This is a genomic window from Micrococcus sp. IITD107 (genome assembly GCF_041927415.1).
Taxonomy (GTDB): domain Bacteria; phylum Actinomycetota; class Actinomycetes; order Actinomycetales; family Micrococcaceae; genus Citricoccus; species Citricoccus terreus.
This window is the reverse complement of the sequence record NZ_JBHFFN010000004.1, coordinates 124954-146390: the sequence shown is the minus strand read 5'-3', so window position 1 is coordinate 146390 and position 21437 is coordinate 124954. Positions and strand designations below refer to the sequence as shown.

24 protein-coding genes are annotated in these 21437 nt (G+C 69.3%); 11 read left to right on the top strand and 13 right to left on the bottom strand.

The features are described 5' to 3' along the window. The first annotated feature begins 80 nt into the window (after positions 1-80). Positions 81-779 (top strand): DNA alkylation repair protein, encoded by a 699-nt coding sequence (locus ACEXHE_RS08990; protein WP_374785546.1) that lies wholly within the window; start codon positions 81-83, stop codon positions 777-779. A gap of 92 nt (positions 780-871) precedes the next feature. Here the strand turns inward: ACEXHE_RS08990 and ACEXHE_RS08985 are convergent, their stop codons facing one another. From ACEXHE_RS08985 to ACEXHE_RS08975, 3 genes are all read right to left on the bottom strand, one after another. Next, the gene (locus ACEXHE_RS08985) at positions 872-1276 is read right to left on the bottom strand and encodes an ATP-binding protein (RefSeq protein WP_374785633.1); all 405 of its coding nucleotides are present in this window, start codon (positions 1274-1276) and stop codon (positions 872-874) included. Next, positions 1159-2286, bottom strand: coding sequence for an RNA-binding domain-containing protein (locus tag ACEXHE_RS08980; protein ID WP_374785545.1), 1128 nt, complete (start codon positions 2284-2286; stop codon positions 1159-1161). The genes ACEXHE_RS08985 and ACEXHE_RS08980 overlap by 118 nt, the downstream gene beginning before the upstream one ends. A 178-nt stretch (positions 2287-2464) precedes the next feature. After that, entirely contained in the window at positions 2465-3919 is a 1455-nt protein-coding gene (locus tag ACEXHE_RS08975; protein WP_374785632.1) for an alanine/glycine:cation symporter family protein, read from the bottom strand. 144 nt (positions 3920-4063) lie between these two features. Here ACEXHE_RS08975 and ACEXHE_RS08970 point away from each other — a divergent pair, with 144 nt between their 5' ends. After that, a complete protein-coding gene (locus ACEXHE_RS08970) occupies positions 4064-4570 on the top strand; it encodes a hypothetical protein (protein WP_374785544.1) in 507 nt (168 codons plus the stop codon). A 22-nt stretch (positions 4571-4592) separates the two neighbouring features. Here the strand turns inward: ACEXHE_RS08970 and ACEXHE_RS08965 are convergent, their stop codons facing one another. Next, the gene (locus tag ACEXHE_RS08965; protein ID WP_374785543.1) at positions 4593-5294 is read right to left on the bottom strand and encodes a hypothetical protein; all 702 of its coding nucleotides are present in this window, start codon (positions 5292-5294) and stop codon (positions 4593-4595) included. 281 nt (positions 5295-5575) lie between these two features. Between ACEXHE_RS08965 and ACEXHE_RS08960 the strand changes: the two genes are divergently transcribed. After that, positions 5576-5746 (top strand): hypothetical protein, encoded by a 171-nt coding sequence (locus tag ACEXHE_RS08960; RefSeq protein WP_374785542.1) that lies wholly within the window; start codon positions 5576-5578, stop codon positions 5744-5746. Positions 5747-5832: 86 nt separating this feature from the next. Here the strand turns inward: ACEXHE_RS08960 and ACEXHE_RS08955 are convergent, their stop codons facing one another. After that, on the bottom strand, positions 5833-6825 hold the full coding sequence (locus tag ACEXHE_RS08955) for an SRPBCC domain-containing protein (RefSeq protein WP_374785541.1): 993 nt from the start codon (positions 6823-6825) through the stop codon (positions 5833-5835). Between the two features lie 149 nt (positions 6826-6974). On the opposite strand from ACEXHE_RS08955, the gene ACEXHE_RS08950 reads away from it, so the two are divergent. Together ACEXHE_RS08950 and ACEXHE_RS08945 are read left to right on the top strand one after the other, a co-directional pair. Then, complete coding sequence (locus ACEXHE_RS08950) at positions 6975-7292, top strand: hypothetical protein (protein WP_374785540.1); 318 nt, start codon at positions 6975-6977, stop codon at positions 7290-7292. Between the two features lie 274 nt (positions 7293-7566). Then, complete coding sequence (locus ACEXHE_RS08945; protein WP_374785539.1) at positions 7567-8124, top strand: hypothetical protein; 558 nt, start codon at positions 7567-7569, stop codon at positions 8122-8124. Positions 8125-8227: 103 nt separating this feature from the next. Here the strand turns inward: ACEXHE_RS08945 and ACEXHE_RS08940 are convergent, their stop codons facing one another. After that, complete coding sequence (locus ACEXHE_RS08940) at positions 8228-9373, bottom strand: acyl-CoA dehydrogenase family protein (protein ID WP_091695652.1); 1146 nt, start codon at positions 9371-9373, stop codon at positions 8228-8230. A gap of 229 nt (positions 9374-9602) precedes the next feature. Then, a complete protein-coding gene (locus ACEXHE_RS08935) occupies positions 9603-10013 on the bottom strand; it encodes a hypothetical protein (protein WP_374785538.1) in 411 nt (136 codons plus the stop codon). A gap of 94 nt (positions 10014-10107) precedes the next feature. On the opposite strand from ACEXHE_RS08935, the gene ACEXHE_RS08930 reads away from it, so the two are divergent. The 5 genes from ACEXHE_RS08930 to ACEXHE_RS08910 all read left to right on the top strand — a co-directional run bounded on the left by ACEXHE_RS08930 (position 10108) and on the right by ACEXHE_RS08910 (position 14327). Then, complete coding sequence (locus ACEXHE_RS08930) at positions 10108-11085, top strand: zinc-binding alcohol dehydrogenase (protein ID WP_374785537.1); 978 nt, start codon at positions 10108-10110, stop codon at positions 11083-11085. Between the two features lie 77 nt (positions 11086-11162). After that, complete coding sequence (locus ACEXHE_RS08925; RefSeq protein WP_277246334.1) at positions 11163-11546, top strand: 6-carboxytetrahydropterin synthase; 384 nt, start codon at positions 11163-11165, stop codon at positions 11544-11546. Continuing rightward, the gene (locus ACEXHE_RS08920) at positions 11543-12634 is read left to right on the top strand and encodes a glycosyltransferase family 4 protein (protein WP_374785536.1); all 1092 of its coding nucleotides are present in this window, start codon (positions 11543-11545) and stop codon (positions 12632-12634) included. The genes ACEXHE_RS08925 and ACEXHE_RS08920 overlap by 4 nt, the downstream gene beginning before the upstream one ends. Continuing rightward, positions 12631-13482 (top strand): hypothetical protein, encoded by an 852-nt coding sequence (locus ACEXHE_RS08915; protein ID WP_374785535.1) that lies wholly within the window; start codon positions 12631-12633, stop codon positions 13480-13482. Before ACEXHE_RS08920 ends, ACEXHE_RS08915 begins: the two co-directional genes overlap by 4 nt. Positions 13483-13484: 2 nt before the next feature. Then, on the top strand, positions 13485-14327 hold the full coding sequence (locus ACEXHE_RS08910; RefSeq protein WP_374785534.1) for a lysylphosphatidylglycerol synthase domain-containing protein: 843 nt from the start codon (positions 13485-13487) through the stop codon (positions 14325-14327). A gap of 66 nt (positions 14328-14393) precedes the next feature. Here the strand turns inward: ACEXHE_RS08910 and ribA are convergent, their stop codons facing one another. After that, positions 14394-15782: a GTP cyclohydrolase II gene (gene ribA / locus ACEXHE_RS08905; RefSeq protein ID WP_374785533.1), complete on the bottom strand. Its 1389-nt coding sequence runs from the start codon at positions 15780-15782 to the stop codon at positions 14394-14396. A gap of 5 nt (positions 15783-15787) precedes the next feature. Further along, positions 15788-16513, bottom strand: a complete 726-nt coding sequence (locus ACEXHE_RS08900) for a CDP-alcohol phosphatidyltransferase family protein (RefSeq protein WP_374785532.1) — start codon at positions 16511-16513, stop codon at positions 15788-15790. A gap of 105 nt (positions 16514-16618) precedes the next feature. Here ACEXHE_RS08900 and ACEXHE_RS08895 point away from each other — a divergent pair, with 105 nt between their 5' ends. Beyond that, entirely contained in the window at positions 16619-17989 is a 1371-nt protein-coding gene (locus ACEXHE_RS08895; RefSeq protein WP_374785531.1) for an AI-2E family transporter, read from the top strand. A 34-nt stretch (positions 17990-18023) separates the two neighbouring features. On the opposite strand, the gene ACEXHE_RS08890 is transcribed toward ACEXHE_RS08895, so the two are convergent. From ACEXHE_RS08890 to ACEXHE_RS08875, 4 genes are all read right to left on the bottom strand, one after another. Beyond that, on the bottom strand, positions 18024-18617 hold the full coding sequence (locus ACEXHE_RS08890) for a cyclodeaminase/cyclohydrolase family protein (RefSeq protein ID WP_374785530.1): 594 nt from the start codon (positions 18615-18617) through the stop codon (positions 18024-18026). Next, a complete protein-coding gene (locus ACEXHE_RS08885) occupies positions 18614-19693 on the bottom strand; it encodes an agmatine/peptidylarginine deiminase (RefSeq protein ID WP_374785529.1) in 1080 nt (359 codons plus the stop codon). The genes ACEXHE_RS08890 and ACEXHE_RS08885 overlap by 4 nt, the downstream gene beginning before the upstream one ends. Before the next feature lie 133 nt (positions 19694-19826). Next, positions 19827-21047, bottom strand: a complete 1221-nt coding sequence (locus tag ACEXHE_RS08880; protein WP_374785528.1) for an MFS transporter — start codon at positions 21045-21047, stop codon at positions 19827-19829. Positions 21048-21054: 7 nt separating this feature from the next. Further along, complete coding sequence (locus ACEXHE_RS08875) at positions 21055-21414, bottom strand: metalloregulator ArsR/SmtB family transcription factor (RefSeq protein WP_091695685.1); 360 nt, start codon at positions 21412-21414, stop codon at positions 21055-21057. Between the last annotated feature and the right edge of the window lie 23 nt (positions 21415-21437).

Here is a 21437-nt window from a genome sequence, read left to right as displayed (position 1 = left end):
TTCCATGCAACCACACCGGCGGGCCGAGCTTTTCGGCCGGATTGCTGCCGGCACGGTGTGATCAGAGGCAGGATGAGGACATGACGACGACAAAGGACTCCGCTGCAGACACTCCCACGGAGCAGGAGCTGTTGGACGAGCTCGCGGCGCTGGAGGATCCCCGCGCGCGGGCCGTGAACGAGCGGCACGGCGATGACCACGGGGTGAACCTGACCAAGCTGCGTGCGGTGGCCAAGCGGGTCAAGGCCAACCATGAGCTCGGCGTGGAGCTGTGGGAGACCGGGGACACGGCCGCGCGGCTGCTGGCACTGCTGATCGTGCGGCCCAAGGGGTTCACGGCCGAGCAGCTGGATGCGATGCTGCGGGAGTCGCGCTCGCCCAAGGTGTTCGACTGGCTGGTCAACTACGTGGTCAAGAAGTCCCAGCACGCCGAGCAGCTGCGCGTGCAGTGGACTAACGATGCCGATCCGGTGGTGGCCAGTGCGGGCTGGGCGCTGATCACCGAACGAGTGAAGAAGAAGCCCGCGGGCATGGACCTGGACGGGCTGCTGGACACGATCGAGGCGCAGATGAAGGACGCACCAGACCGTCTGCAGTGGGGGATGAACAACTGCCTGGCCGAGATCGGGATCCGGTTCCCGGAGCATCGGGACCGGGCGATCGGGATCGGCGAGCGGCTCGAGGTGCTCAAGGACTACCCGACCCCGCCGAACTGCACCTCCCCGTACGCGCCGATCTGGATCCGAGAGATCGTGCGCCGGAACGAGGATAGGAAGTAAGCGGGGAAGGCGATCCACTGAAGGTTCACTCGCATCTACTCTAAACAGTTTAGAGTAGATGCGAGTAGCGCTGAGAGCCAGTCCGCCTCGTGCTACATCTCCAGGTGCCAGGTTGCGCGCGGATCCTGGGGAGATTTTCCTGACCATGTCACCACGCCGGCATCACGCAGGGTGCTCATGACGTCTCGCACCCATGGCCGTGAGCGTCCCGAAGCATCGATCAGTTCTCCCGTTCCCATGGGCTTCCCATGGCTCCGCAGAATCTGCAGCAGGTGCTCGGCGCCGTGAGGAAGCTGGCTCTGAATCTCAGGGTCCAGCCGTTCGGCTGCGGCAAGGGTCAACTTCACGCTGCCTGCAGTCTGTTCGTACGAGGGGTCCATCAACCCGAGCCCGCGCATCTCCTCGAACATGCGCTTGATGCCCTCGCCTCGTTCGAGAGTGATGCCGAGATCGGAGCAGACGCGCGCGATGCGTGGATTGCGTGCGTACCGTGCGATGCCAAGGGGTTCGTCGGGTCGGCCAGTCCTGGGAACCTCCCCGGGCTCTCGATCTCCAGGCGGTCAGGAAAGATGCTCACCCGAATGTGGTCGCCAGCCATGCTGTACGAACGGTGGACCACGGCGTTGACCAACCCTTCGAGCCAGACGTCTCGAGGCAGGAGAGGCAGATCCTCGAATCTGCGTGATGCACCGAGGGCGCGGCGTTTCGGCATCCATGTGTCAACGCAGTCTGCGGCAGCGTCGATGATCTCGGGGATCGGTCCCTCGAATCGGCGGTCCTTGCCGCTCTCCAAGGACTGTCTCGACCCGGTGCCGGCCTCGCGTTCGGCGTATCGCAGGACTCTGACCACGGCCTGGGGGAAACTCGCCTGCGGATGAGATCCCAGGAGGAGCAGTCCGGCCACAGTGAGTTCGCGGTGCCGGGTGACCAGGCTCCTGGCCTGAAGCGCGGTGAGGTCGTCGGCGGAAGCCCCAATCGCAGTCCGGTAGGCCGTGAGTTGAGCTGGGTCCACGTCCGTGATGTCACCTCCCGGGGCCGGTTCGGCTTCAAACTGAGCCGCACCCCGGTCGTAGGCCAGCTCGCGCCGCTGGCTGTAGGTCAACTTGCGGGATTCGTCTCCCACTCGGAGATAGCAGTCGCCGCGATGCGTCTCGTACACCTGCTCGCCTGGCCTGACCGTGATCAAGAGGATGGATCTGCTCTGTCCCAGGTCCAGGCGTTCGACATCGGCCCGCACCGGTGGGGTGGTGAAGTCCAGGGCTGTCTGACGTAGGGCATTCTCGGCCTCCGGGGTGAGGCGATCTCCGTCATAGTCTCCGTCATGAAGCCCGACGGCGACGGTCCCGCCCTCGGCATTGGCGAAGGCCACCAGTGTCTGAGCCAGGTCTCGCGGCGCGACTCGGGCCGACTTCCGGTCGAACCACTGATCTTCAGGTGCGGCCAGAAGGAGGCGAATCCTCGACTCGACGGGTTCGCTGTGGATGGAGTCCAAGGCGGAGAGCGACATGAAGCTACTCTAAACAATTTAGAGTAGCTGCGAGTAGGTCTGAGAGTAGATCAGCCGCGAGGCATCCGATCGCCGGGTGGGACGGACCGAAGCGGAACGGCCCTGCTCGCCTGGTGCCGGTGGGCACTCAGGTGAGCAGGGCCGTCGTCGGGCAGGATCCCGTGAGGGTGGGGAAGGGTCAGTCCTTGACGGGGACCTGGGTCATGGCTGTGGTCTCGCCGTCGCGCCAGAGGGTGACGCCCTTGGCCTCCGGCAGGCTGGAGGCGCGGAACACGGGGTCCTGGCCGGCGGCGCGCTGACGGCTGTAGTCCTGGAGCAGCTTCACCGCTAGACCGCCCAGCGGGATGATCGCGATCAGGTTGATGGTGGCCATCAGACCCATGAACAGGTCCGCCAGGTTCCAGATCAGCGCCACCGAGCCCAGGGCGCCGCCGAACACGCAGAGCATGACCAGGACGCGGTAGGACAGCACCCACGGACGGGCCTTGGCCTCGCCGGCCAGGAACTCGATGTTGGCCTGGCCGTAGTAGTAGTTGCCCAGGATCGAGGACCACGCCAGGAAGAAGATCACCGTGGTCAGGAACGGTCCGGCCCACATGCCGACCTGGCCCTGCAGCGCGGACTGAGTCAGGGCGATGCCGGCCACCTCATCGGTCCCGAAGGACGGGTTGGAGAGCAGGATGATGAACGCGGTGGCCGAGCAGACGATGATCGTGTCGAAATAGACGCCCAGGGACTGGGTCAGCCCCTGCTTGACCGGGTGGGACACCGAGGCGGTGGCCGCGGCATTGGGGACCGAGCCCATGCCGGCCTCGTTGGAGAACAGTCCGCGGCGCATGCCCTGCATCAGGGCGGCACCGAACGCGGCACCGGTGATCTGCTCGAAGCCCAGCGCGTGGCCGACGATCAGTGCGATCATGGCCGGCACCTCGGTGATGTTGATGAACACCACGACCAGGGCGAGCACGATGTACGCGGTCGCCATGACCGGCACGATCACGTTCGTCACCGAGGACAGACGACGGATGCCACCGAAGATCACCACGCCGGTCAGCAGGGCGATCACCGCGCCGGTGATGATCGCGACCGTGGGGGAGCCGCCCACATTGGCCTGGACCGAGTCGCTGATCGAGTTGGACTGCACGGCGTTGAACACGAAGCCGTAGGTCACCGTGATGACCACGGCAAACACCGCCGCCAGCCAGGGCTGACGCAGACCGTTCTTGATGTAGTATGCCGGGCCGCCGACGAAGCCCTCCTTGCCGCGCACCTTGTACAGCTGTGCCAGCGAGGACTCCACGAACGCCGTGGCGCCGCCCATCAGCGCCAGGAGCCACATCCAGAACACCGCTCCGGGTCCGCCGATGCTGATGGCCAGCGCCACGCCGGCCACGTTGCCGGTGCCCACGCGGGAGGCCGCTGAGACCGTGAACGCGCGGAAGGCCGAGACGCCGTGGTCGGCATCGTGCCCGCCCGGCTTCTCGGTGATGGTCCGGAGCATGTCCGGGATGTACCGCACCTGGACCAGGAAGGTCCGCGCGGAGAAGTACACGCCGGCGATCACCAGCAGAGCGATGACGAGATACCAGTACTGGTCATTCACCCAGAGGATCTGGTCCGCGAGGGAGTCCATGAAAGATTGCATGGGAACAGAGTAGGCGACCAGAAGCCCATGCCTAAGCCACCTCAGGGAGGTGCGGGGCCGTCGTCGGGAAGGGGCCGCGGTGTGGTGTCCGGGCGGTCCGCCACACTGGCCGGCAACGAGAGGAGACTGACCATGGGCAAGCATGCGAATGACCGCGCGGTGGCAGGTCACGAGGAACCGGCAGAGGGAGTGCCTCCGCTGGACGGGCACCCGGAGCTGGAGAGCCGATGCCGGGCGCAGCTGGTGGAGTTCGTCGGTGAAGGGGTCGCCGTGGAGGTGTACCGGCTGATCGTGGGGTGGGTGGCCCGTGGGGGCGCACTGCGGTTCGGGGCCTCAGACCGGGCCACGGCGCGTCTGGACGTGGTGCGCGACGGGCGGCGAGTCCAGGGGCCGGTGCCGATCTACCCGAACGGCCAGCTCGAGCTCGCGTTCATGGACCTGGAGCGCACCCCGCCGTTCGACACCGCTGACGCCATGGAGGACCTGGTCCAGCAGTTCGCCCGCGTCCCCGGGGTGGACCTGCCCGACGAACGGCCGCTGCGCGCGCCCAATGTCCCGTTGACCACGCTGCTGGACCATGGTGTGGTGGACGGGCTACTCGAGGCGCTGGAGCACTACCGGGACACGGCAGCGCACTGAGCCGGGTGCGGTCGGTCGAGAGCTACCGTCCGAAGGCCCACCGTTCGACCTCATCAGGTGCCACGTCGCGTCCTAATTCCTCGGTGGCATCCTGGGCAAGCTGATGGAGGGCAGCAAGCGCATCCTTGTACGTCTGGGGCCCGTACCCGAACAAGTACTTGAAGGACCGAACCTCCCCCTGTTCGACGCTGAGCGCATTCAACGTTCGGAGAACTCTGCTGTCGACGATCAGAGACGGGTGCGCAGGATCTCCCCCGCCCGCGAAGTACAGGAACTTGGTGAAGAACCCAGGTCCGAGATGTGCGATGGTCGGGCGGCGGTGGGGACGCAGAAGTCTGAAAGCTTCATCGGGATCTCGCCGGGAGGCTTCGGCAGCGTCCCGCAGTAGACGTCCGAATCTGTCTGGGTCTGTGGCGACGGTGGAGATCCGTTTACCGTTGCCCCTGTTGCTGTCATTTGTGCCCCAGTGAAGGCTGTGCCACAGGAGCCTGAGCGCCCCGACCCCCGTTGAGTCGGTGATCGCCTCATCCGCAAGGGTGAACACTCCACCGCGGGTGATTCGATCAGATTCTCCGGTGCTGTCAATGTTTCTGACCGGGCCGCCGGAAACCTTGCCGAGGGTCCGGTCCCACCAGCCTGCGTTGAGCTTGAAGCCGTGGTCGATGATCGTTTCTTGACGGTCGTGCTTCGTCAAGTGGTCACGCAGGCCTGCGGGGATTCCCATGCTTGTTCTCCACTTCATCAGCGCCTGGCATCGCCAGGGGGCGGTCGGCCCCTTCTCAGTCTGCGCCATCTAAACCTGTCCGCCCAGCATGAAACTGTTCTGACATGGCACATCGACCACCACCAAGGAGCTCGTCGGACGCAGAAGCGACGATCTTCAGCACTGCGGACGAGCTGCGGCGACGCTTCAGAGCGCAGACCATGACAGGCGTTTGTGAAGCGCTGGAGGTCAGCTCGAGCGCGGGCGCCCGCCTGGCCGTGGTGCCCGGTGGAGACCTCGCTATGGATTGGCAGTACCGAACGCTCGTCGTCACCGTTGAAGGACTCCGCGCGGACCTCAACGTCCCCTTCACCCTGCAGTCGCTCGTGGAGACGATGCAGGGACTCTACGACGAAGCTCATACGACGTGGGCGCGATGGGAGCTCGAGGTGGTCGACGATGCTGACGGGTGATGGCGCGAAGCATCTGTACTGGTCGCGTGACCTACTGCGTGAAGGTGCGTGGCCGTCGTCGGGGGAATGGAAAGGGTGCCGTCCGCTCAGGTGGAGAGGACCTCGGACTCCAGGCGCTGGTAGCTGCGCTCCATCCCGTCCACCATCCCGGTCCCGATGATCATGTCCCGCAGCTCCACCGACGGGTAGGTGACCACGGTGCTGACCAGCGTGCCACCCTCCAGCGGGGTCAAGGTGAGCTCGTTGACGGTGCCCGGACCCTCCATCCCGATCATCTGCTCCGTGGAGACCGAGCGGTACGGGGCGTGGACCTCGAGCAGCTCTCCCGTGAACCCGAAGCGCTCGCCGGACTGGGCTGCGGTGCCGCCGGTCTCGGGCTCCCACTCATACCGATACGTTCCACCGACCTCCGAGGAGACCTCGCACACCGGCATGGTCCACCCGTCCGGGCCGAGCATCCAGCGGCGGATCAGCTCCGGATCCTGATGCGCCCGCCACACCTGCTCCAGCGGCCCGCGCACCACCCGGGAGATGCGCACCTGGGTGTCCGAGAGGATCTGGGTCTGCGCGGGAGCTCTGTCCTCGAACGAGGACACATCGGCCAGGACACCATCGATCTGGCTCATCGCCGAGCGCGTCCCGTCCTCCATCCCCATCCCGATCAGCTCCTGCAGCTGCTCCGGCGAACCGAACGTGGTCACCATATCCAGCCGGGACCCGCCCTGCGTGGGCGCGAACCGGAACTCCATGCGCATGCTCGGCATCTCTGTGTTCGGTGTGCCGTCCTCCCGCGCGAATCCGTCCACCACCGTGAAGCTGTGCGGCGCCTCCACGTCCGTGAACTCCCAGTACCCGGCCGAGCGCTCGCCGTCCGGCCCGCGCATCTCATAGGCCGAGCGGCCGCCCGGGAAGCCGTCATGCCGGGTGAACGTGGCCGGCCAGCCCTCCGGACCCCAGAATCGTTCGATCCGCCGCGGGTCCAGGTAGGCGTCCCACAGCTGCGGCACCGGGACCGGATACTCTGCCGAGATGGCCATGGTGGGTCCCTGCGGGTCGGTGGTGATCTCGGTGATGGGCATGGCAGATCCTTCCGGAGGGCGCGGTGAGGCTCAGGATGGGCGCTGCAGTCGCGCGCAGTGGACGTTACTCCCTGCCCGACGACGTCACCAGGCTTGGGTGCCGCGCCTCAGGGGGTGCTTTCCGCGGGTGGGGAGAGGACAGTGGGGGCATGGACACGCACGGGAAAGAGATCACCGCGGACCTGGCCCGCGCCGCCCGCGCACTGGCCCAGGTCTCTGCCGGCCACCTCGCCTCACAGGCTCGTCTGGACGAGCAGCTGGTGCGCGACTTCGAGCACGGCCGGGCCAGCCTGACCTCGGACCAGAACCGCCTCCTGCGGCACACCCTGGAGGTGCTCGGCGTGGACTTCCTGCCCGAGGACCGGCAGTACAGCTATGGAGTGCGCCGCCGGCACAGCGCCCGTGGGGTGGGCCAGATGGTCAAGTGGGAGAACGAAGGCGGGCCCGCCGCCGATGACGACCTCTGAGCTCGGGGCGTTGGTCGGCGTCGAATCAGGCCTCAGAGCTGAGGCCGTGTCCGAACCGTGTCTTGTGGGGGTGGCCGGTGCGGCGTAGGTTCAGCTCATTCCCGAGCGCCTGCTCGGCCTGAGCGGAACGGTGGGGGACATGCCGCAGAGGCGACGTAGGCGGGTCTTGCGGGGCGGAGCGGGGCTGCTTCTGGTCGGCGGACTGCTGATGGCCGGGTGCACCGGACAGGGATCCGGTGCGGGCGGCGGCGCTGCCCCCGAAGGTGAAGGCTCCATGCCGCCGGCCTCCTCCGGATCGGGGTCCGTGGGCGACGACGGATCCACCTCCTCGGACGGCGACTCGGCTGCGCCCGTGAGTCCCACGGTGGCCCCCTCGGGCGCGGGATCCGGCCCTGACCTGGGTGTCGACGACGGGGAAACGGCCAGTCCCCGCGGCGGAGATGTCCCGATCGAGCCGGTGGGGAAGGTTCCCACCGAACCGGCAGAGGACGCCGTCGCCTACGCCACGCTGAACGACGGGGACGAGTACCTGGGGCTGGTGGACAAGGTCACCCCCGGCCAGGACTACGCCATGCACGTGGTCTGCGACCACGGAGAGGTGGAGTACCGGGTGGTCGCCCCCGAGGAGGGGACGGAGCCGTCCGCATCAGAGGCAGTCGCCGAAGGACGGGTCGCCTGCCCCGCAGACGTCACCGAGTTCGCGTTCACGGCTCCCCGCATGGACCCCGGCATCACCCTGCCCAACGACGGCGCACTCCAGGTCAGCATCACCGGTGCCGACGACGGCACGAACGCCCTGCTCGAACTGATTCCGGACCCGGCCGACTCCTGACCCGATTCCTCACCCGGCCCCAGAGACACGGCGACCCGGCAGCGCAAGGCTGCCGGGCCGTCGTCGGGAACTGCCTGTGGAGTGAGCTGAGCGGAAGGCGGGCTCAGAGGCCGAGGTCTCGGCCGATCAGCTCCTTCATGATCTCGTTGGAGCCAGCCCAGATCCGGTTCACGCGGGCGTCCTTCCAGGCCTTGGCCACGCGGTACTCGTTCATGTAGCCGTAGCCGCCGTAGATCTGCACGCAGTGATCCAGGATCTCGCCCTGCACATCTGAGGCCCAGTACTTGGCCTTGGCGGCGTCCACCGCGGAGAGCTCACCGGCGGAGTGCGCCATGACGGCGTCGTCCAGGAAGGCCTGGGTGACCTCGGCCTTGGTGACCAGCTCGGCCAGCAGGAACTTGGTGTGCTGGAAGTGGCCGATCGGCTGCCCGAACGCCATGCGCTCCTTGGCGTACTCGATGGTCTCGTCCAGGATGGCCCGCGCGTGGGAGAGACCGTAGACCGCGGCGCCCAGACGCTCCTGGGGCAGGTTGACCATCATCTGGATGAAGCCGGTGTCCAGCTCGCCGATGATGTTGGCCTCCGGCACCCGCACGTTGTTGAAGAACAGTTCCGCGGTGTCCGACTCGGGCTGGCCCACCTTGTCCAGCTTCCGGCCGCGCTCGAAGCCCTCCATGCCGGCCTCCACCCCGAACAGCGTGATGCCCTTGGCCTTCTTCTCCGGGCTGGTTCGCGCCGCCACCACCACCAGGTCCGCCGAGTAGCCGTTGGTGATGAAGGTCTTGGAGCCGTTGAGCACCCAGTGGTCCCCGTCCTTGACTGCGGTGGTGCGCAGGTTGGCCAGGTCAGACCCACCGGAGGGCTCGGTCATGGCGATCGCGGTGATGATGGAGCCGTCCGCGATGCCCGGCAGCCAGCGCTGATGCTGCTCCGGGGTGCCCAGCTTCACGATGTACGGCGGCACGATGTCCGCATGGATGCCCACGCAGGAGGAGATGGCGAAGCTGGCCTTGGAGAGCTCCTCGAACAGAACGGTGTTGAACCGGTAGTCCTCCGGGTAGCCCCCTCCGAACTCCTCCGGCACCTCCAGCCCCAGCAGCCCCTGCTCGCCGGCCGCCGTCCAGAACTCGCGCGGCAGCGCCTTGTCCTCGATCCACTGTTCCAGGTTCGGGGTGACGTGGCGCTTGACGAACTCCGCGACGGATTCGCGGAAGTCCTCGTGGTCGGTCTCGAAGATGCGGCGGCGCATGGGGGTCCTCTCGGTGGTGTGCGGGGCGGTGCTGAGGTGTCCTCCTGAGGGTGCCAACCGCGCGGCCGAAATGCAATACCCGCCGGTAACTTCGTGGTGTGGGTGGGGTGGGGGCGGCGTGAGGGGCGGCGGGTCAACTGTCGTACCCTCTGCGACTTTGCGTACCGACTGCCGGTGCGATATGTCGCAGTGGCGACGCGGAACGCTGGGGTGCGATCAGTGGTACAGGTCAGCCACGCCCCGGCTCGTCCGCCCACGGGTCCGTCAGATCGTCCCCGCCCTGGCGCATCCAGTCCCGGTGCCAGGCGGGCATCCACTGCCGCGGCCACCACACGAAGCTGACCAGGCCCAGTCCCAGGAACACGGTGCCGAGCAGGTCATACACCTCGGTCTCCCCGGGGATCCCGCCCGGGCCGGCCACGAAGCTCAACGCCAGGAACACCAGGCCCAGTCCCATGAACCCGCTGACCAGGGGGAACGTGGTGAACGGGACCACGCTGAGCAGCATGCGCGGGAAGAACACCCAGCGGCGCCACCGCCCGGAGAGTGCGAGCACGGCAGCCATCACTCCGGCGACTCCCAGCCCGATCATGATGCCCCACAGCAGCCAGCCCAGCGTCTCCGATGACACGCGCCTCATCCCCTCCTGCACAGCGGACCTGTTCCGCCGGTTCGCCCACGAGCGTATCCGCCCTCCCGCCCCACCCCGCAGGCGCCGCCGTACAGTGGGAAGCATGGCGTTCCAGTACTGGACAGAGACCGCAGGACACGGGGCCTGGCGCGAGGTGCCCGAGCCCCACGCCGACGTGAGCGCGGGCCAGCTGCGCGTGCGCACCACGGCCACTGCCGTGTCTCGCGGCACCGAGACCCTGGTCCACACCGGGAAGGTGCCGGCCGCCGTCGGGACCCTGATGAAGGCGCCCCACCAGCTCGGCGAGTTCACCTTCCCCGTCTCCTACGGGTACCTCGGCGTGGGCGAGGTGGATGAGGGACCGCCGGAGTGGCTGGGCGCGCGGGTGTTCGGCCTGCTTCCGCACCACAGTCACCACATCGTGTCCGCAGAGGACCTCCAGCGGATTCCCGACGACGTCCCTCACCACCGCGCCCTCCTCGCCGGAGCGGCGGAGACAGGGCTGAACATCCTGTGGCAGGAGCCGCCGCGGCTGGCGGACCGGGTGGCGATCATCGGGGCCGGGATGATCGGGACGGCCACCGCGCTGCTGGCCTCCGGCATGGGGCTGGACCGGCTGGAGGTGCTCGAGACCACTGAGGACCGGCGGAAGCTGCTGGCCGGGCTGGGGCTGACCGCCGTGCACCCGGAGCAGGCCGCGGGCGACTGCGACATCGTCATCCACACCTCCGGCTCCGAGCCCGGGCTGGCGCGCGCCCTGGAGATCGCCGGGGACGACGGCACCGTGGTGGAGGCCTCCTGGTTCGGCTCGCAGGCTCCCCGGGTGCCGCTCGGCGCTGACTTCCACGCCCGGCGGCTGAAGATCGTGGCCAGCCAGGTGGGGCAGGTGGCTGAGGGGCGCCGCGCTCGCCGGACCCGGGCCGAACGGCTGCAGACCGCCCTGCGCCTGCTGCGGGACGAACGGTTCGAGGCCCTGCTGACCGGGCAGTCCCCGCGTGAGGAGCTGCCCGCCGTGATGGACCAGATCACCTCGGACACCGAGCTGGCGCGGACCACGCTGTGCCACGTGCTCACGTACTGACTGACCGGCCCCGCTGTACGACCGACCCGCTGACCTTCCGAACCACACCCGCACACCCCGACCCGAGCAGGAGAGACATGTACAGCCTCACCGTCAACGACCACGTGATGATCGCCCACAGCCTGCCGAACGAGTTCTTCGGCCCCGCCCAGGGCATGCACGGCGCCACCCTGACCGTGGAGGCCACCTTCTCTCGGGCCAAGCTGGATGAGCACGCCGTGGTCCTGGACATCGGGGCCGCCATGGAGATGCTGGACTCGGCGCTGTCCCCGCTGCGCTACGCCAACCTGGACGAGCACCCCGACTTCGCCGGCCGGCTCTCCACCACGGAGGCCACCGCCGAGTACATCGGCAGCCGCCTGGCCGACGCCCTCGCCGACCAGCCGGATGTGGGCATCACCGTCACCCTGACCGAGAACCCCCGGGCGAAGGTGTCCTACACGGTGCCGGGCCGCCCATGAGTGACTGCGACCGGTTCTTCCGCCCGGAGGACGTCGAGCACCTCGCCGGACACCTCAACCGGGGCGGGAAGCCCGCGCTGCATCTGATCGAACCAGACCTGGGGCGGGTCTCCGGCGGGCTGCGGTACAACGAGTCCCTGGCCGCCGGGGCTGACGAGCTGCTGCGGCAGACCGGCGTCATCCAGCGCCACTCCGTCCCCGGGACCTGGCCGCACCCGTCTGCCGAGGACGAGGCCACGGTGCACGAGCTCGCGGCCACGCTGGATGCCCCCGTGGTGGTGGACGGACTGATCGGCTCGGCGCTGAGCACGCCGTTGGACCTGGACGTCCCGGTGATCCAGCTGCTCCACGCGATCCTCGGCGAATCCGACCCCGCCGCGCTGGACCGGGAACGGACCAACATGCACGCCGCGGACGCCGTGGTCACCACCAGCCCGCACTCGGTCAAGACCCTCAAACAGCTCACCGGGATCTGGGCGTCGGTGGCCATGCCCGGAGTGGACCTCAAACCGGTGGCCCAGGGCTCGCCCCGGCTGAACCGCTTCATCTGCGTGGGCGCCGTGGAGCCCAACAAGAACCAGCTCTTCCTCACCGAGGTGTTCTCCGCGCTCGCCGCCCGGGACCTGACCGACTGGCACCTCACCTTCGCCGGACCCCACACGGACCCGGACTACGCCGCCCAGCTGATCCAGGCCTGCGAACAGCTGCCGCCCGGGACCACCACCGTCACCGGAGAACTGACTCCCACCGAGGTGGACGAGCTCTACGGCGCCTCCGACCTGCTCCTGCTGCCCTCCGTCCGGGAGACCTATGGGATGGTGGTGACCGAGGCGGCGTCCGCCGGTCTGCCCGCGTTCGTCTCCGCCGGGACCGGGGCGCGGGACGCACTGGTGGTCGGTGAGGCCCTGCCCCTGGAGGCGGAGGCCTGGACCCAGGCCCTGGTCGAGTGGTTCGAGGACGAGCGCAGCTATGAGCACCGGCGGGAAGCGATCTCCATGCGCGATGGTCTCTACCGCTGGCAGGACACCGCCAACGACCTCTTCCGCGCCCTGCACGCCATCTCCCACCGCACCGAGAGGACCCCATGACCGGAGCCGCCCCCGACTGGCTCGAAGCCCGCGCCCCCTTCGACGACGCCGCCCGCCAGCAGTCCCTGCCCCTGCTCGCATCCGCCGCGCACACCCTGCTGGAGAGCACCGAGCCCGGCAGCACCGTCACGGTGGTGGACCTGGGGGCGGGCACCGGCAAGTCCGCGGCCTGGTTCCGCCGCCACCTCACCCCGCTGCTGCCGGACCGGCAGCTCGCCTGGCACCTGGTGGACGGGCACGCCCCCTCGCTGCAGCTCGCAGGACAGGCCTTTCCCGACGCCGGCCACCTCCTGAGCATGATGTCTGACCTTCCAGCGGCGCTGGGAGAGCACCTGGAGGAGACCTCCGGGCGGCCCGCCCCGGGCAGCCTGCTGCTGACCTGCAGCGCCGTGCTGGACGTGCTGACCCAGGCCGATGTGGATGCCGTGCTGACCACTCTCACCCGCTATCGGGGACTGGGGCTGTTCCTGCTCAGCATCACCGAGGACTGGCACCTGGACCCGGCCGACCCCCGGGACGAGACGCTCGCCCGGGCCTTCGCCGATCACCAGCGGTGGGGAGAGAAGCTCGGTGCCCACGGCGGACAGACCATGGTGCAGTCTGCTCGTCAGCGGGGGATCGCCGTGGAGACCTCCGAGAGCCCGTGGCAGCTGAGGGCTCCGCAGGACGCCGAGTTCATCCACCGGTTCCTCACCGAGCGGGTGGGCGCGGTGGTCGAGGCCGAACCGGACCTGCAGCGCGAAGCCGCCGACTGGCTGGAGCTGCGCACGCGCCAGGCCGGTGAGAACGGGGGACTGGGACTCTCCGTGACGGTCGACCACCTCGACGTCCTGCTCAACGCCCGCTGACCGTGGCCCCCTGGATTCGCCGCACCGTCACCCTGGCGGCCACGGTGCTGTTGCTGTGGCTGACCGTGCGGGCCGTCGGCTCTCAGGCACTGCTGGACGCCGGTGCCGTGCTGACCCCACTGGCGGTCTTCGCCGCGCTCGCCGCCGGGCTGGTGGTGGCGCTCAGCCAGGCCCTGCGCTGGCGGGTGCTGGCCGCTGCCCAGGGGATCCGCATGCCGTTCCGCCAGGCCGTGCGGGACTGCTACGCCTCCAGCTTCGGGAACATGGTGCTGCCCGGGGGGCTCGGGGGAGATGCCGCGCGACTGGTGGTCTACCGGAACGAGGGGCGGCGTGGGTGGTGGTCACCGCTGGTGGCCGTCGGGGCTGAACGTCTCAGCGCCACCACCTGGGTCTTCGCCACCGCTGCTGCCGTCCTGACCGCCGCCGGCTCACCACCTCTGCTCACCCTCCCGGCACTCCTGGCCGCGGCCGTGTTCCTGGCCGCCGCCGTCGCCTGCATGCGGGGCATGCGTGCACGGCGTCAACTCCTGGTCTGGACCACCTCTGCCGTCAGCGTGGCCGCCCTGGCCGGACTCTTCCTGGTAGCCATGGCCGCGCTCGGCGGACCGGTCCACGTCCCCGTGGCGCTCATCGGGCTGGCCTCCATGAGCCTGCCGATCGGGGTCGGCGGCTGGGGCGTGCGAGAGTTCAGCGTCGGAGCCCTGGCGCCCACCCTCGGGGCGGAACCCGACTGGGCCGTCACCATGGCCACCGGCTACGGACTGCTCGCCACGGTCTCCACCCTGCCCGGCGCCGTGATCCTCGCCTGGACCGCCCTGTGCGCCCGCGCCGACTCGTCCCGCTAGGCGCAACCCACTCCACCCGCTCCCTGCGCAAAGTGACAGAACCAGGTCACTTTGGTGGGGGTGAGGTCACTTTGCGCTTGGGGGTGGGGTGTCGTGGTCCTTGGCCGCATCGCTCAGCACGAACTCGGTGCAGATGTCCTCGCCGAAGGTGTAGCGCCGGAACGGGGTGCGCAGGGCCTCGGCCATCACAGGGGAGCCCTCGAACCGGATCCCGGGCACGCCGTCGCCGATCAGCACCGGCGCCACGGTCAGGAACAGCCGGTCCAGCAGCCCGGCCGCCAGGAACGAGGACACGGTCTTCCCGCCGCCCTCCACCAGGACCGAACCGCTCACGCGCTCCCGGACCACCGCGAGGACCGCCGCCGGATCGACCAGGCCGGCTGAGCCGCCGTCGGGAAGGCTCACGGTCTCCACATGCTCACCCGCACCGGACGGGACCTCAGCCTCCGCGCCCACCAGCCAGAGGGTGGGTGCGTCCGGGGACTGCAGCACACGGCTGCCCACCGGGATCCGGGCGTGGGGGTCCACCACCACGCGCAGCGGATTCTGCCCGTGCACCGCGCGCACCGTCAGCTGCGGGTCGTCCGCACAGACCGTCCCGGCGCCCACCAGCACGGCGTCCACCGCGGCGCGCAGGTGGTGCAGGTGCGTGCGGTCGGCCTCACCGGAGACGAACTCGGCGTCCCCACCGCGGGCGGCGATGAACCCGTCCGCGCTCTGGGCCATCTGCGCCACCACCTCAGGGTGCTCGGCCAGGGTGGAATAGACCGGGAAGGTGTCCTCCTGGACGGAGAGCTCGGAGAGACCGGAGTGCGGAGCCACACCGTTCCGCCCAGCCTCGCCGGCGAGCGGATCGTGCCGCATGCGCTGGCGCTTGGTCTGCAGGTAGTGCGAGTTCTCCGGGCGGTCCAGCACCGGCAGCACCACGCGGTCGGCCACCGTGATGCCCAGCTGGGTCAGCGCCTCGGCCTTGGCCGGGTTGGAGGAGAGCAGGCGGACGGTGGTGCAGTCCAGATCGCGCAGCATCTCGGCGGCGGCGGTGTAGTCCCGGGCATCGTCCGGCAGACCCAGGGCCCGGTTGGCATCCACGGTGTCCATGCCCTGGTCCTGCAGGGCGTAGGCGCGCAGCTTCGCGGCCAGCCCGATCCCGCGGCCCTCATGCCCGCGCAGGTAGAGCAGGATGCCCGTCCCGGCGGCGGCGATCGCGGCCAGCGCGGCGTCCAGCTGATCCCCGCAGTCGCACCGGTGCGAGCCCAGCGCGTCCCCGGTGAGGCACTCGCTGTGCAGGCGCACGATCGGCGCCTCCGCCCGCTCCGGCTCGCCCATCAGCATCGCCACATGCGTCACGCCCTGGTACGTGTAGGCACAGGTGGTGAAGACGCCGTGATCCGTGGGCAGAGAGGTCCGAGACTCAAGGACGAGGGTGTGGGTGTGGTCCTGGTCGATCTGCTGCATGCGCTTCAGTCTAGGGTCCGGATCGGCGCGGATCCGCCCTTCTGTGGCGCGGCATGACGCTCCAGCCAGAGGATGTCCCGCCCGAACGAGACCAGCAGTGAGACCACCGCGGCGGCCACACACGCGATGCCGAGCGGGGGGATGCTGACCGCGAGAGGCGTCCCCGCGGCCAGCAGCAGGATGCCCTGCGCGGCGGCGATCACCTTGCGGCTGAACCGGGTGGGCAGCGGCTGGCGCCACACGGTGCGGACCCTGCCGATCAGCCGGAACGCGTAGTGCAGCACCCCCGGGATCAGGCACCACACACCCCACACCGGGACCAGGGCGATCGAGAGGATCAGCACGAACAGCGCGTCCACATCCTCGTCGAACCGCGCGCCGGCGGGGGTGGTCCCCCGGCGCCGAGCCACCTGCCCGTCCACACCGTCCAGGGCCAGGGCCACCGCGCTCAGCAGCACGGCGGGCCACGGGAACGCGAGGGTCTGGCGGGTGAGCAGCAGGGCGGCCACCACGACGACGGCCGCGCACCTTGCGCAGGTCAGGTCATCGGCCGCGGTCCACGGGTCAGAGCGCAGCAGGCTGCGCGCGGTGCCCGCGACGGCGACCAGGACGCACAGCGCGAGGATGATGGGGTCCGGGGCGATCTGCCAGGTCAGGACCAGGGCAACGGTGAGGGCGAGGGCGGGAACGGGGAAGCGCCGGGCGGGGTGCCGGGTGCCACTGGGTGCCATCTCGCTCCTGTCCGGAAAGGGGTGGTCCGATGCTACTGGCAGTGGCCCTGGCGCCGGTGTGCACCGGGGCCGAAGCGTGTCCGGCCCGACCGTAGACTGATCCGCGTGACCAGACCCGAGACCCCCGCAGAGGACCCCAGCGAGCAGCGGGGCGAGCGGCCCGAGCAGGGTGCACCTGCCGCCGCTGTCGACCAGGACGACCGCACCGGGTCCACCGTCGAGCCCCGGCACAGTCTGGTGGCCACGCGCGACGAGCAGGGCGCCTCACGGTCGGACCGCAACTGGCCGCGGCTCCTGGTGATCGCCCTCTCACTGGCCGGCCTGGTGGTCTGCATCCTGTTCATCCAGGGACTGCAGGCGATCATCGCCCCGGTGTTCCTGGGGCTGAACCTGGTGATCGTGGCCTACCCGCTGCAGGCCTGGCTCAACAGCCGTGGAGTGCCCCGGTTCCTGGGTGCCACCGTCACGGTCCTGCTGGTGCTGGTGGTCCTGCTGGTGTTCATCGGGCTGATCTTCTGGTCCGCCTCGGAGCTGATCTACGCCCTGCCCAAGTACGGACCGCAGTTCAACTCGATCTACGAGGGCATGGTCACCTGGATCGGCAGCTTCGGCGTCACCCCGGACATGGTGCTCAACGAGCTGGGCAACCTGAACATGTCCACGGTCGCCTCCACCGCGGTCAGCTTCATCACCCCGCTGCTCTCCAACGTCTCGGCGGTGATCGGCCTGGTGGTGACCGTGGTGATGACGGTGTTCTTCCTGGCTATGGACTCCGTGGCCGTGGAGCGCCGCGTCGCCCTGCTCACCTCCTCCCGCACCGACATGGGGGTGGCCCTGATCGACTTCGCCCAGGGGGTGCGCCGCTACTGGGTGGTGACCACGGTGTTCGGACTGATCGTGGCCCTGCTGGACGTGGTGGCCCTGGCGATCATCGGCGTGCCCATGATCTGGGTCTGGGGCGTGCTGAGCTTCCTGACCAACTACATCCCCAACATCGGGTTCGTGCTGGGCATGATCCCGCCGGCATTGCTGGGCCTGGTGGAAGGCGGCTGGGGTGCGTTCTTCGCCGTGGTGGTCTCCTACAGCGTGCTGAACTTCGTCATCCAGTCCATCATCCAGCCCAAGTTCACCGGTGACGCCGTGGGCGTGATCCCCACCGTCAGCTTCCTCTCCCTGCTGTTCTGGGCCTGGGTGCTGGGGTGGATGGGCACCGTGCTCGCCCTGCCCGCCACGCTGCTGTTCAAGGCGATCCTGATCGACGCCGACCCCCAGTCCCGCTGGCTCAACTCCCTGATCGCCTCGGATCTGAAGGGCATGGAGGCCCGGGAGCGCGGCTTCACCCGGGCGTTCAATCGCCAGGCCCGGTACGAGGTGGCCGAGGACGGGTTCGGCGGGACTGAGCAGACCGTGCACCCCGAGGACCAGACCCTGGCCACGCCCGATCCGCCCCAGGGCGTCCCCACGGTCGAGCACTGAGCGCCCCGCTGGCTCCAGCGTCCGTTCAGACTGATCAGCCCCTGATGAGCTGACGGACCTGGTCGATCAGCCCGTCCACGCGGTCGATCTGCTCCTCGGCCGCCCGCACGTCCTGCTCCACGGCGGAGCGGATCTCGTCGCCTTTCAGATGGCCCAGGTTGGTCTCCAGGGTCACGACGGCGGCCGTCAGTCCCGCACGCACCGCACCCAACGCTGCGCCCACGTCAGAGAGGACGTTGGCGTTGGCATCGGCGAGGACGGCCTCGGCCACGCCCGCCAGCTCCCGGGCGCACTCCACCATCCGCTGGGGCGGCTTCACTGCATCCCGCAGGGCAGACTGGATCCGTTCGGAGCGCTCTCGGCGTTCGTCTTCGGTGTCCTCCGGCAGTTCGAACGTCTCCGCGGTGGCCCCGAACCCGGCCTCGTCCTGATCGGCCAGCTCCAGCGCGGTGTCCGCCAGCTCGGCGCACCGCTGCGCGAGGTCCTCGCGATCGCTGAACCGGGCCGCCATGGAGATCAGCCCGGAGGCCAGCGCCAGCTGCACCGAGCCGGTGGCCCCGCCGCCCGGCGTCGGTTCGCCCGAGCCCAGCCTCTCCAGGTAGCCCCGGACGGTCTCGTCCCGGATCATGTGTCCGAGGCCGGGGGCCGGGCCGGTCGGGCCGGCTGGGTCAGTCCCACGTGCCGGATGCCCACGCCGCGCTCGTAGAGCTGACGGGCCGGAACCGGGATCACCTTGCGTCCCCAGAAGGCGGCCTCCAAGACCTGGTGCGCGCCGTCGTCGTGCTCGTCCTCGAAGGAAGGGACCACCACGGCTCCGTTGACCGACAGGACGTTGACGTAGGACCAGCCCACGGGTCCGTGGCGGTCGGTGAGCGTGGACGGGGCCGGGACGGTGGCGATGTTCAGCGGGCGACCCTGGGCATCCGTCTCACCCTGGAGCAGCTCCAGCGCGGTCTGGCTGACGGCATGGTCCGGGTGGGACGGGTCATCCTGCCAGTGCAGCAGCAGCACGGTGGGGGAGGCGAAGTTCACCAGCTGATCCACCATGCCGCCGGTGCCGCGCGGACCGGCGTCCCGGGTGAGGCCGCCGGGCAGCCAGATCACCTTGCGCACATCCGTGTACCGGTGGAATTCCAGCTCCACCTGACGCCGGGACCAGCCGGGGTTGCGGGCCGGGTCCAACAGCGCGGCCTCGGAGGCGATCACCGTGCCCTCACCGTCCGTGACGAACGCGCCGCCCTCCAGGGTCATCAGCGACAGCTGCCGGGTGGCCCCGGTCATCTGCGCCATGGTCCCGGTGACCACCGAGTCCGAGAGGTAGTCCAGGCCCGGGCGGCGGCCGAAGCCGTTGAAGACGAAGTCCATCATGCCCAGCGCGCGGCGGCCGTTCGCGTCAACCTTCGCCTCGGGGCCGGTGGTGAAGACGGGTCCGGTCAGACGGATGAAGGGGCTGTCGAAGCGCTGCGGGATCACCGGGACGATCGGGTCCACATAGGTGTGCACCATGGTCCGGTCGGCCGGATCCACCAGCAGGGTCACCGGCTCATAGTCCGCCACCTCGTGGGCGATCCGGGCCCAGGCGCGGCGCGCCGCGGAGATCTCCCACGGGGTGCTGCCCATCAGGGCGGTGGCCCGGGGGAAGGAGAGCCACATGCGTTCCTGCGGCTCCGTGTCCGCGGGCAGGTGCCAGGAGAGATCGGTCATGGGGTCCTTCCTGGTCAGCACCGTGCGCGCGGTCAGTGACGAGCCGCGGCGGGAAAGGCCGGCGTGGCGCAGGACCACCCCCATGCGACTGCACCTTCCATGGTAGGCGGTGCGCGGGGGTGGATGCCGGTCATCAGCGCACGGTGCGGACCGGGGGCGCAGCCGGCCAGGAGGCCAGGGCCAGGACCAGCCCGACGACGGCCAGTCCGGCCAGGATCACGGCCACCGGCGCCAGGCCGAGGGCGGCTCCGAGCGTTCCGGCCAGGGGATAGGTCACCAGGAAGCAGGCATGGGAGAGGGAGAACTGTGCGGCGAACACGGCGGGCCGGGTGCCCTCGGTGCTGTTGCGGCGCAACAGTCGGGCCGAGGGGGTCAGCACGGCTGAGGTGGCGGCACCGGCCGCGAACCACAGGGCGAGCAGAATGATCCACTGGGCCGTGCCGTCCGTCCAGTGGATGGCGGCCGCAGTGGCCAGCAGCATCACGGGCAGGGCCGTGGCGCCGGCGACCATGACGGTGCGGTCCGGGCGGCGGGCGAGCAGCCGGGTCATGAGCAGGGCCACCACCATGGACCCGCCGCCGTAGGCGCCGAGCATCAGGGCCACGTCCGGCTGAGGGCGGTCGAGCAGCCCCTGCACCAGGACCACGGTGTTGATGATGACCATGGCGGTGGAGGTGGCCACCACCAGGTTCAGCCCCAGCAGGCCGCGCAGCTCCCGCTCGGCCCAGAAGATCCGGGTGCCGCGGGTGAGCCGGTCCAGGAACGGTGTGACCGGTGGGGCGGGGATGTGCGGCAGGCGTGATGCCGCCACCAGGACAGCGGAGACGATGAAGCCGACCACGGTGCCCACGAACAGGTTGTGGTAGCTGATCACCGTCAGCAGGGCGGCGGCGATCAGGGGGGAGAGCAGCGACTCGAGGTCGTAGGCCAGGCGGGACAGGGACAGCGCCTGGGTGTACTCCTCCTCGTCCGGCAGCACCGAGGGGATGACCGCCTGGAACGTGGGGGTGAAGGTGGCCGAGGCGGACTGCAGCAGGAAGATCAGCACGTAGATCTGCCAGGCCTCGGAGACGAACGGCAGGGCCACGGCCACGGCCGCGCGGATCAGGTCAGCGGCGATCAGCACGGGCTTGCGGGGCAGCCGGGCGGTCAGGGCGGTGGCGATGGGGGAGACCACCACATAGGCGATCATCTTGATGGTCATCGCCAGGCCCAGCACGATCCCGGCATCGCCCCCGGCGATGTCGAAGGCCAGTAGCCCCAGGGCCACGGTGAGCAGGCCCGTGCCCAGCAGGGCGATGACCTGGGCGCTGAACAGCTGGGCGTAGGTGCGGTGGCGCAGGACGGAGAGCATGGTCGGTTCAGCCCTCCCGGTGGTGGGGAGGCAGCTGCCCGTGGGCCACGGCGTGCTCGGCCTGGTTCAGCGCCTCGACGATCAGGGTCAGGGCGTGCTCGTCCACGAGCCGGTACAGCACGCTGGTGCCCTGCTGCCGGGTGGTGACCATCCGGGCCATGCGCATGCGCGCCAGATGCTGGGAGACGCCGGAGGGCTTCTTGCCCACCGCCTCGGCCAGGGCGTTGACCGAGAGCTCGCCGTTCTCCTGCAGGGTCAGCACGATCCGGATCCGGGTGGGATCGGAGAGCAGGGTCAGGACCTCGGAGGCCAGGTCGATCTGGTCCGAGCTGACGGTCGCGAGGTCAATCTTCTTATCCGCGTGCATACGCAGATACTAACACCCGCGAC

Bases quoted from the DNA above. Each gene is read 5' to 3' on its own strand.
- ACEXHE_RS08990 (WP_374785546.1), top strand. From the start codon at position 81: ATGACGACGACAAAGGACTCCGCTGCAGACACTCCCACGGAGCAGGAG.
- ACEXHE_RS08980 (WP_374785545.1), bottom strand. From the start codon at position 2,286: ATGTCGCTCTCCGCCTTGGACTCCATCCACAGCGAACCCGTCGAGTCG.
- ACEXHE_RS08975 (WP_374785632.1), bottom strand. From the start codon at position 3,919: ATGGACTCCCTCGCGGACCAGATCCTCTGGGTGAATGACCAGTACTGG.
- ACEXHE_RS08970 (WP_374785544.1), top strand. From the start codon at position 4,064: ATGGGCAAGCATGCGAATGACCGCGCGGTGGCAGGTCACGAGGAACCG.
- ACEXHE_RS08965 (WP_374785543.1), bottom strand. From the start codon at position 5,294: ATGGGAATCCCCGCAGGCCTGCGTGACCACTTGACGAAGCACGACCGT.
- ACEXHE_RS08960 (WP_374785542.1), top strand. From the start codon at position 5,576: ATGGATTGGCAGTACCGAACGCTCGTCGTCACCGTTGAAGGACTCCGC.
- ACEXHE_RS08955 (WP_374785541.1), bottom strand. From the start codon at position 6,825: ATGCCCATCACCGAGATCACCACCGACCCGCAGGGACCCACCATGGCC.
- ACEXHE_RS08950 (WP_374785540.1), top strand. From the start codon at position 6,975: ATGGACACGCACGGGAAAGAGATCACCGCGGACCTGGCCCGCGCCGCC.
- ACEXHE_RS08945 (WP_374785539.1), top strand. From the start codon at position 7,567: ATGCCGCCGGCCTCCTCCGGATCGGGGTCCGTGGGCGACGACGGATCC.
- ACEXHE_RS08940 (WP_091695652.1), bottom strand. From the start codon at position 9,373: ATGCGCCGCCGCATCTTCGAGACCGACCACGAGGACTTCCGCGAATCC.
- ACEXHE_RS08935 (WP_374785538.1), bottom strand. From the start codon at position 10,013: ATGAGGCGCGTGTCATCGGAGACGCTGGGCTGGCTGCTGTGGGGCATC.
- ACEXHE_RS08930 (WP_374785537.1), top strand. From the start codon at position 10,108: ATGGCGTTCCAGTACTGGACAGAGACCGCAGGACACGGGGCCTGGCGC.
- ACEXHE_RS08925 (WP_277246334.1), top strand. From the start codon at position 11,163: ATGTACAGCCTCACCGTCAACGACCACGTGATGATCGCCCACAGCCTG.
- ACEXHE_RS08920 (WP_374785536.1), top strand. From the start codon at position 11,543: ATGAGTGACTGCGACCGGTTCTTCCGCCCGGAGGACGTCGAGCACCTC.
- ACEXHE_RS08915 (WP_374785535.1), top strand. From the start codon at position 12,631: ATGACCGGAGCCGCCCCCGACTGGCTCGAAGCCCGCGCCCCCTTCGAC.
- ribA (WP_374785533.1), bottom strand. From the start codon at position 15,782: ATGCAGCAGATCGACCAGGACCACACCCACACCCTCGTCCTTGAGTCT.
- ACEXHE_RS08900 (WP_374785532.1), bottom strand. From the start codon at position 16,513: ATGGCACCCAGTGGCACCCGGCACCCCGCCCGGCGCTTCCCCGTTCCC.
- ACEXHE_RS08890 (WP_374785530.1), bottom strand. From the start codon at position 18,617: ATGATCCGGGACGAGACCGTCCGGGGCTACCTGGAGAGGCTGGGCTCG.
- ACEXHE_RS08885 (WP_374785529.1), bottom strand. From the start codon at position 19,693: ATGACCGATCTCTCCTGGCACCTGCCCGCGGACACGGAGCCGCAGGAA.
- ACEXHE_RS08880 (WP_374785528.1), bottom strand. From the start codon at position 21,047: ATGCTCTCCGTCCTGCGCCACCGCACCTACGCCCAGCTGTTCAGCGCC.
- ACEXHE_RS08875 (WP_091695685.1), bottom strand. From the start codon at position 21,414: ATGCACGCGGATAAGAAGATTGACCTCGCGACCGTCAGCTCGGACCAG.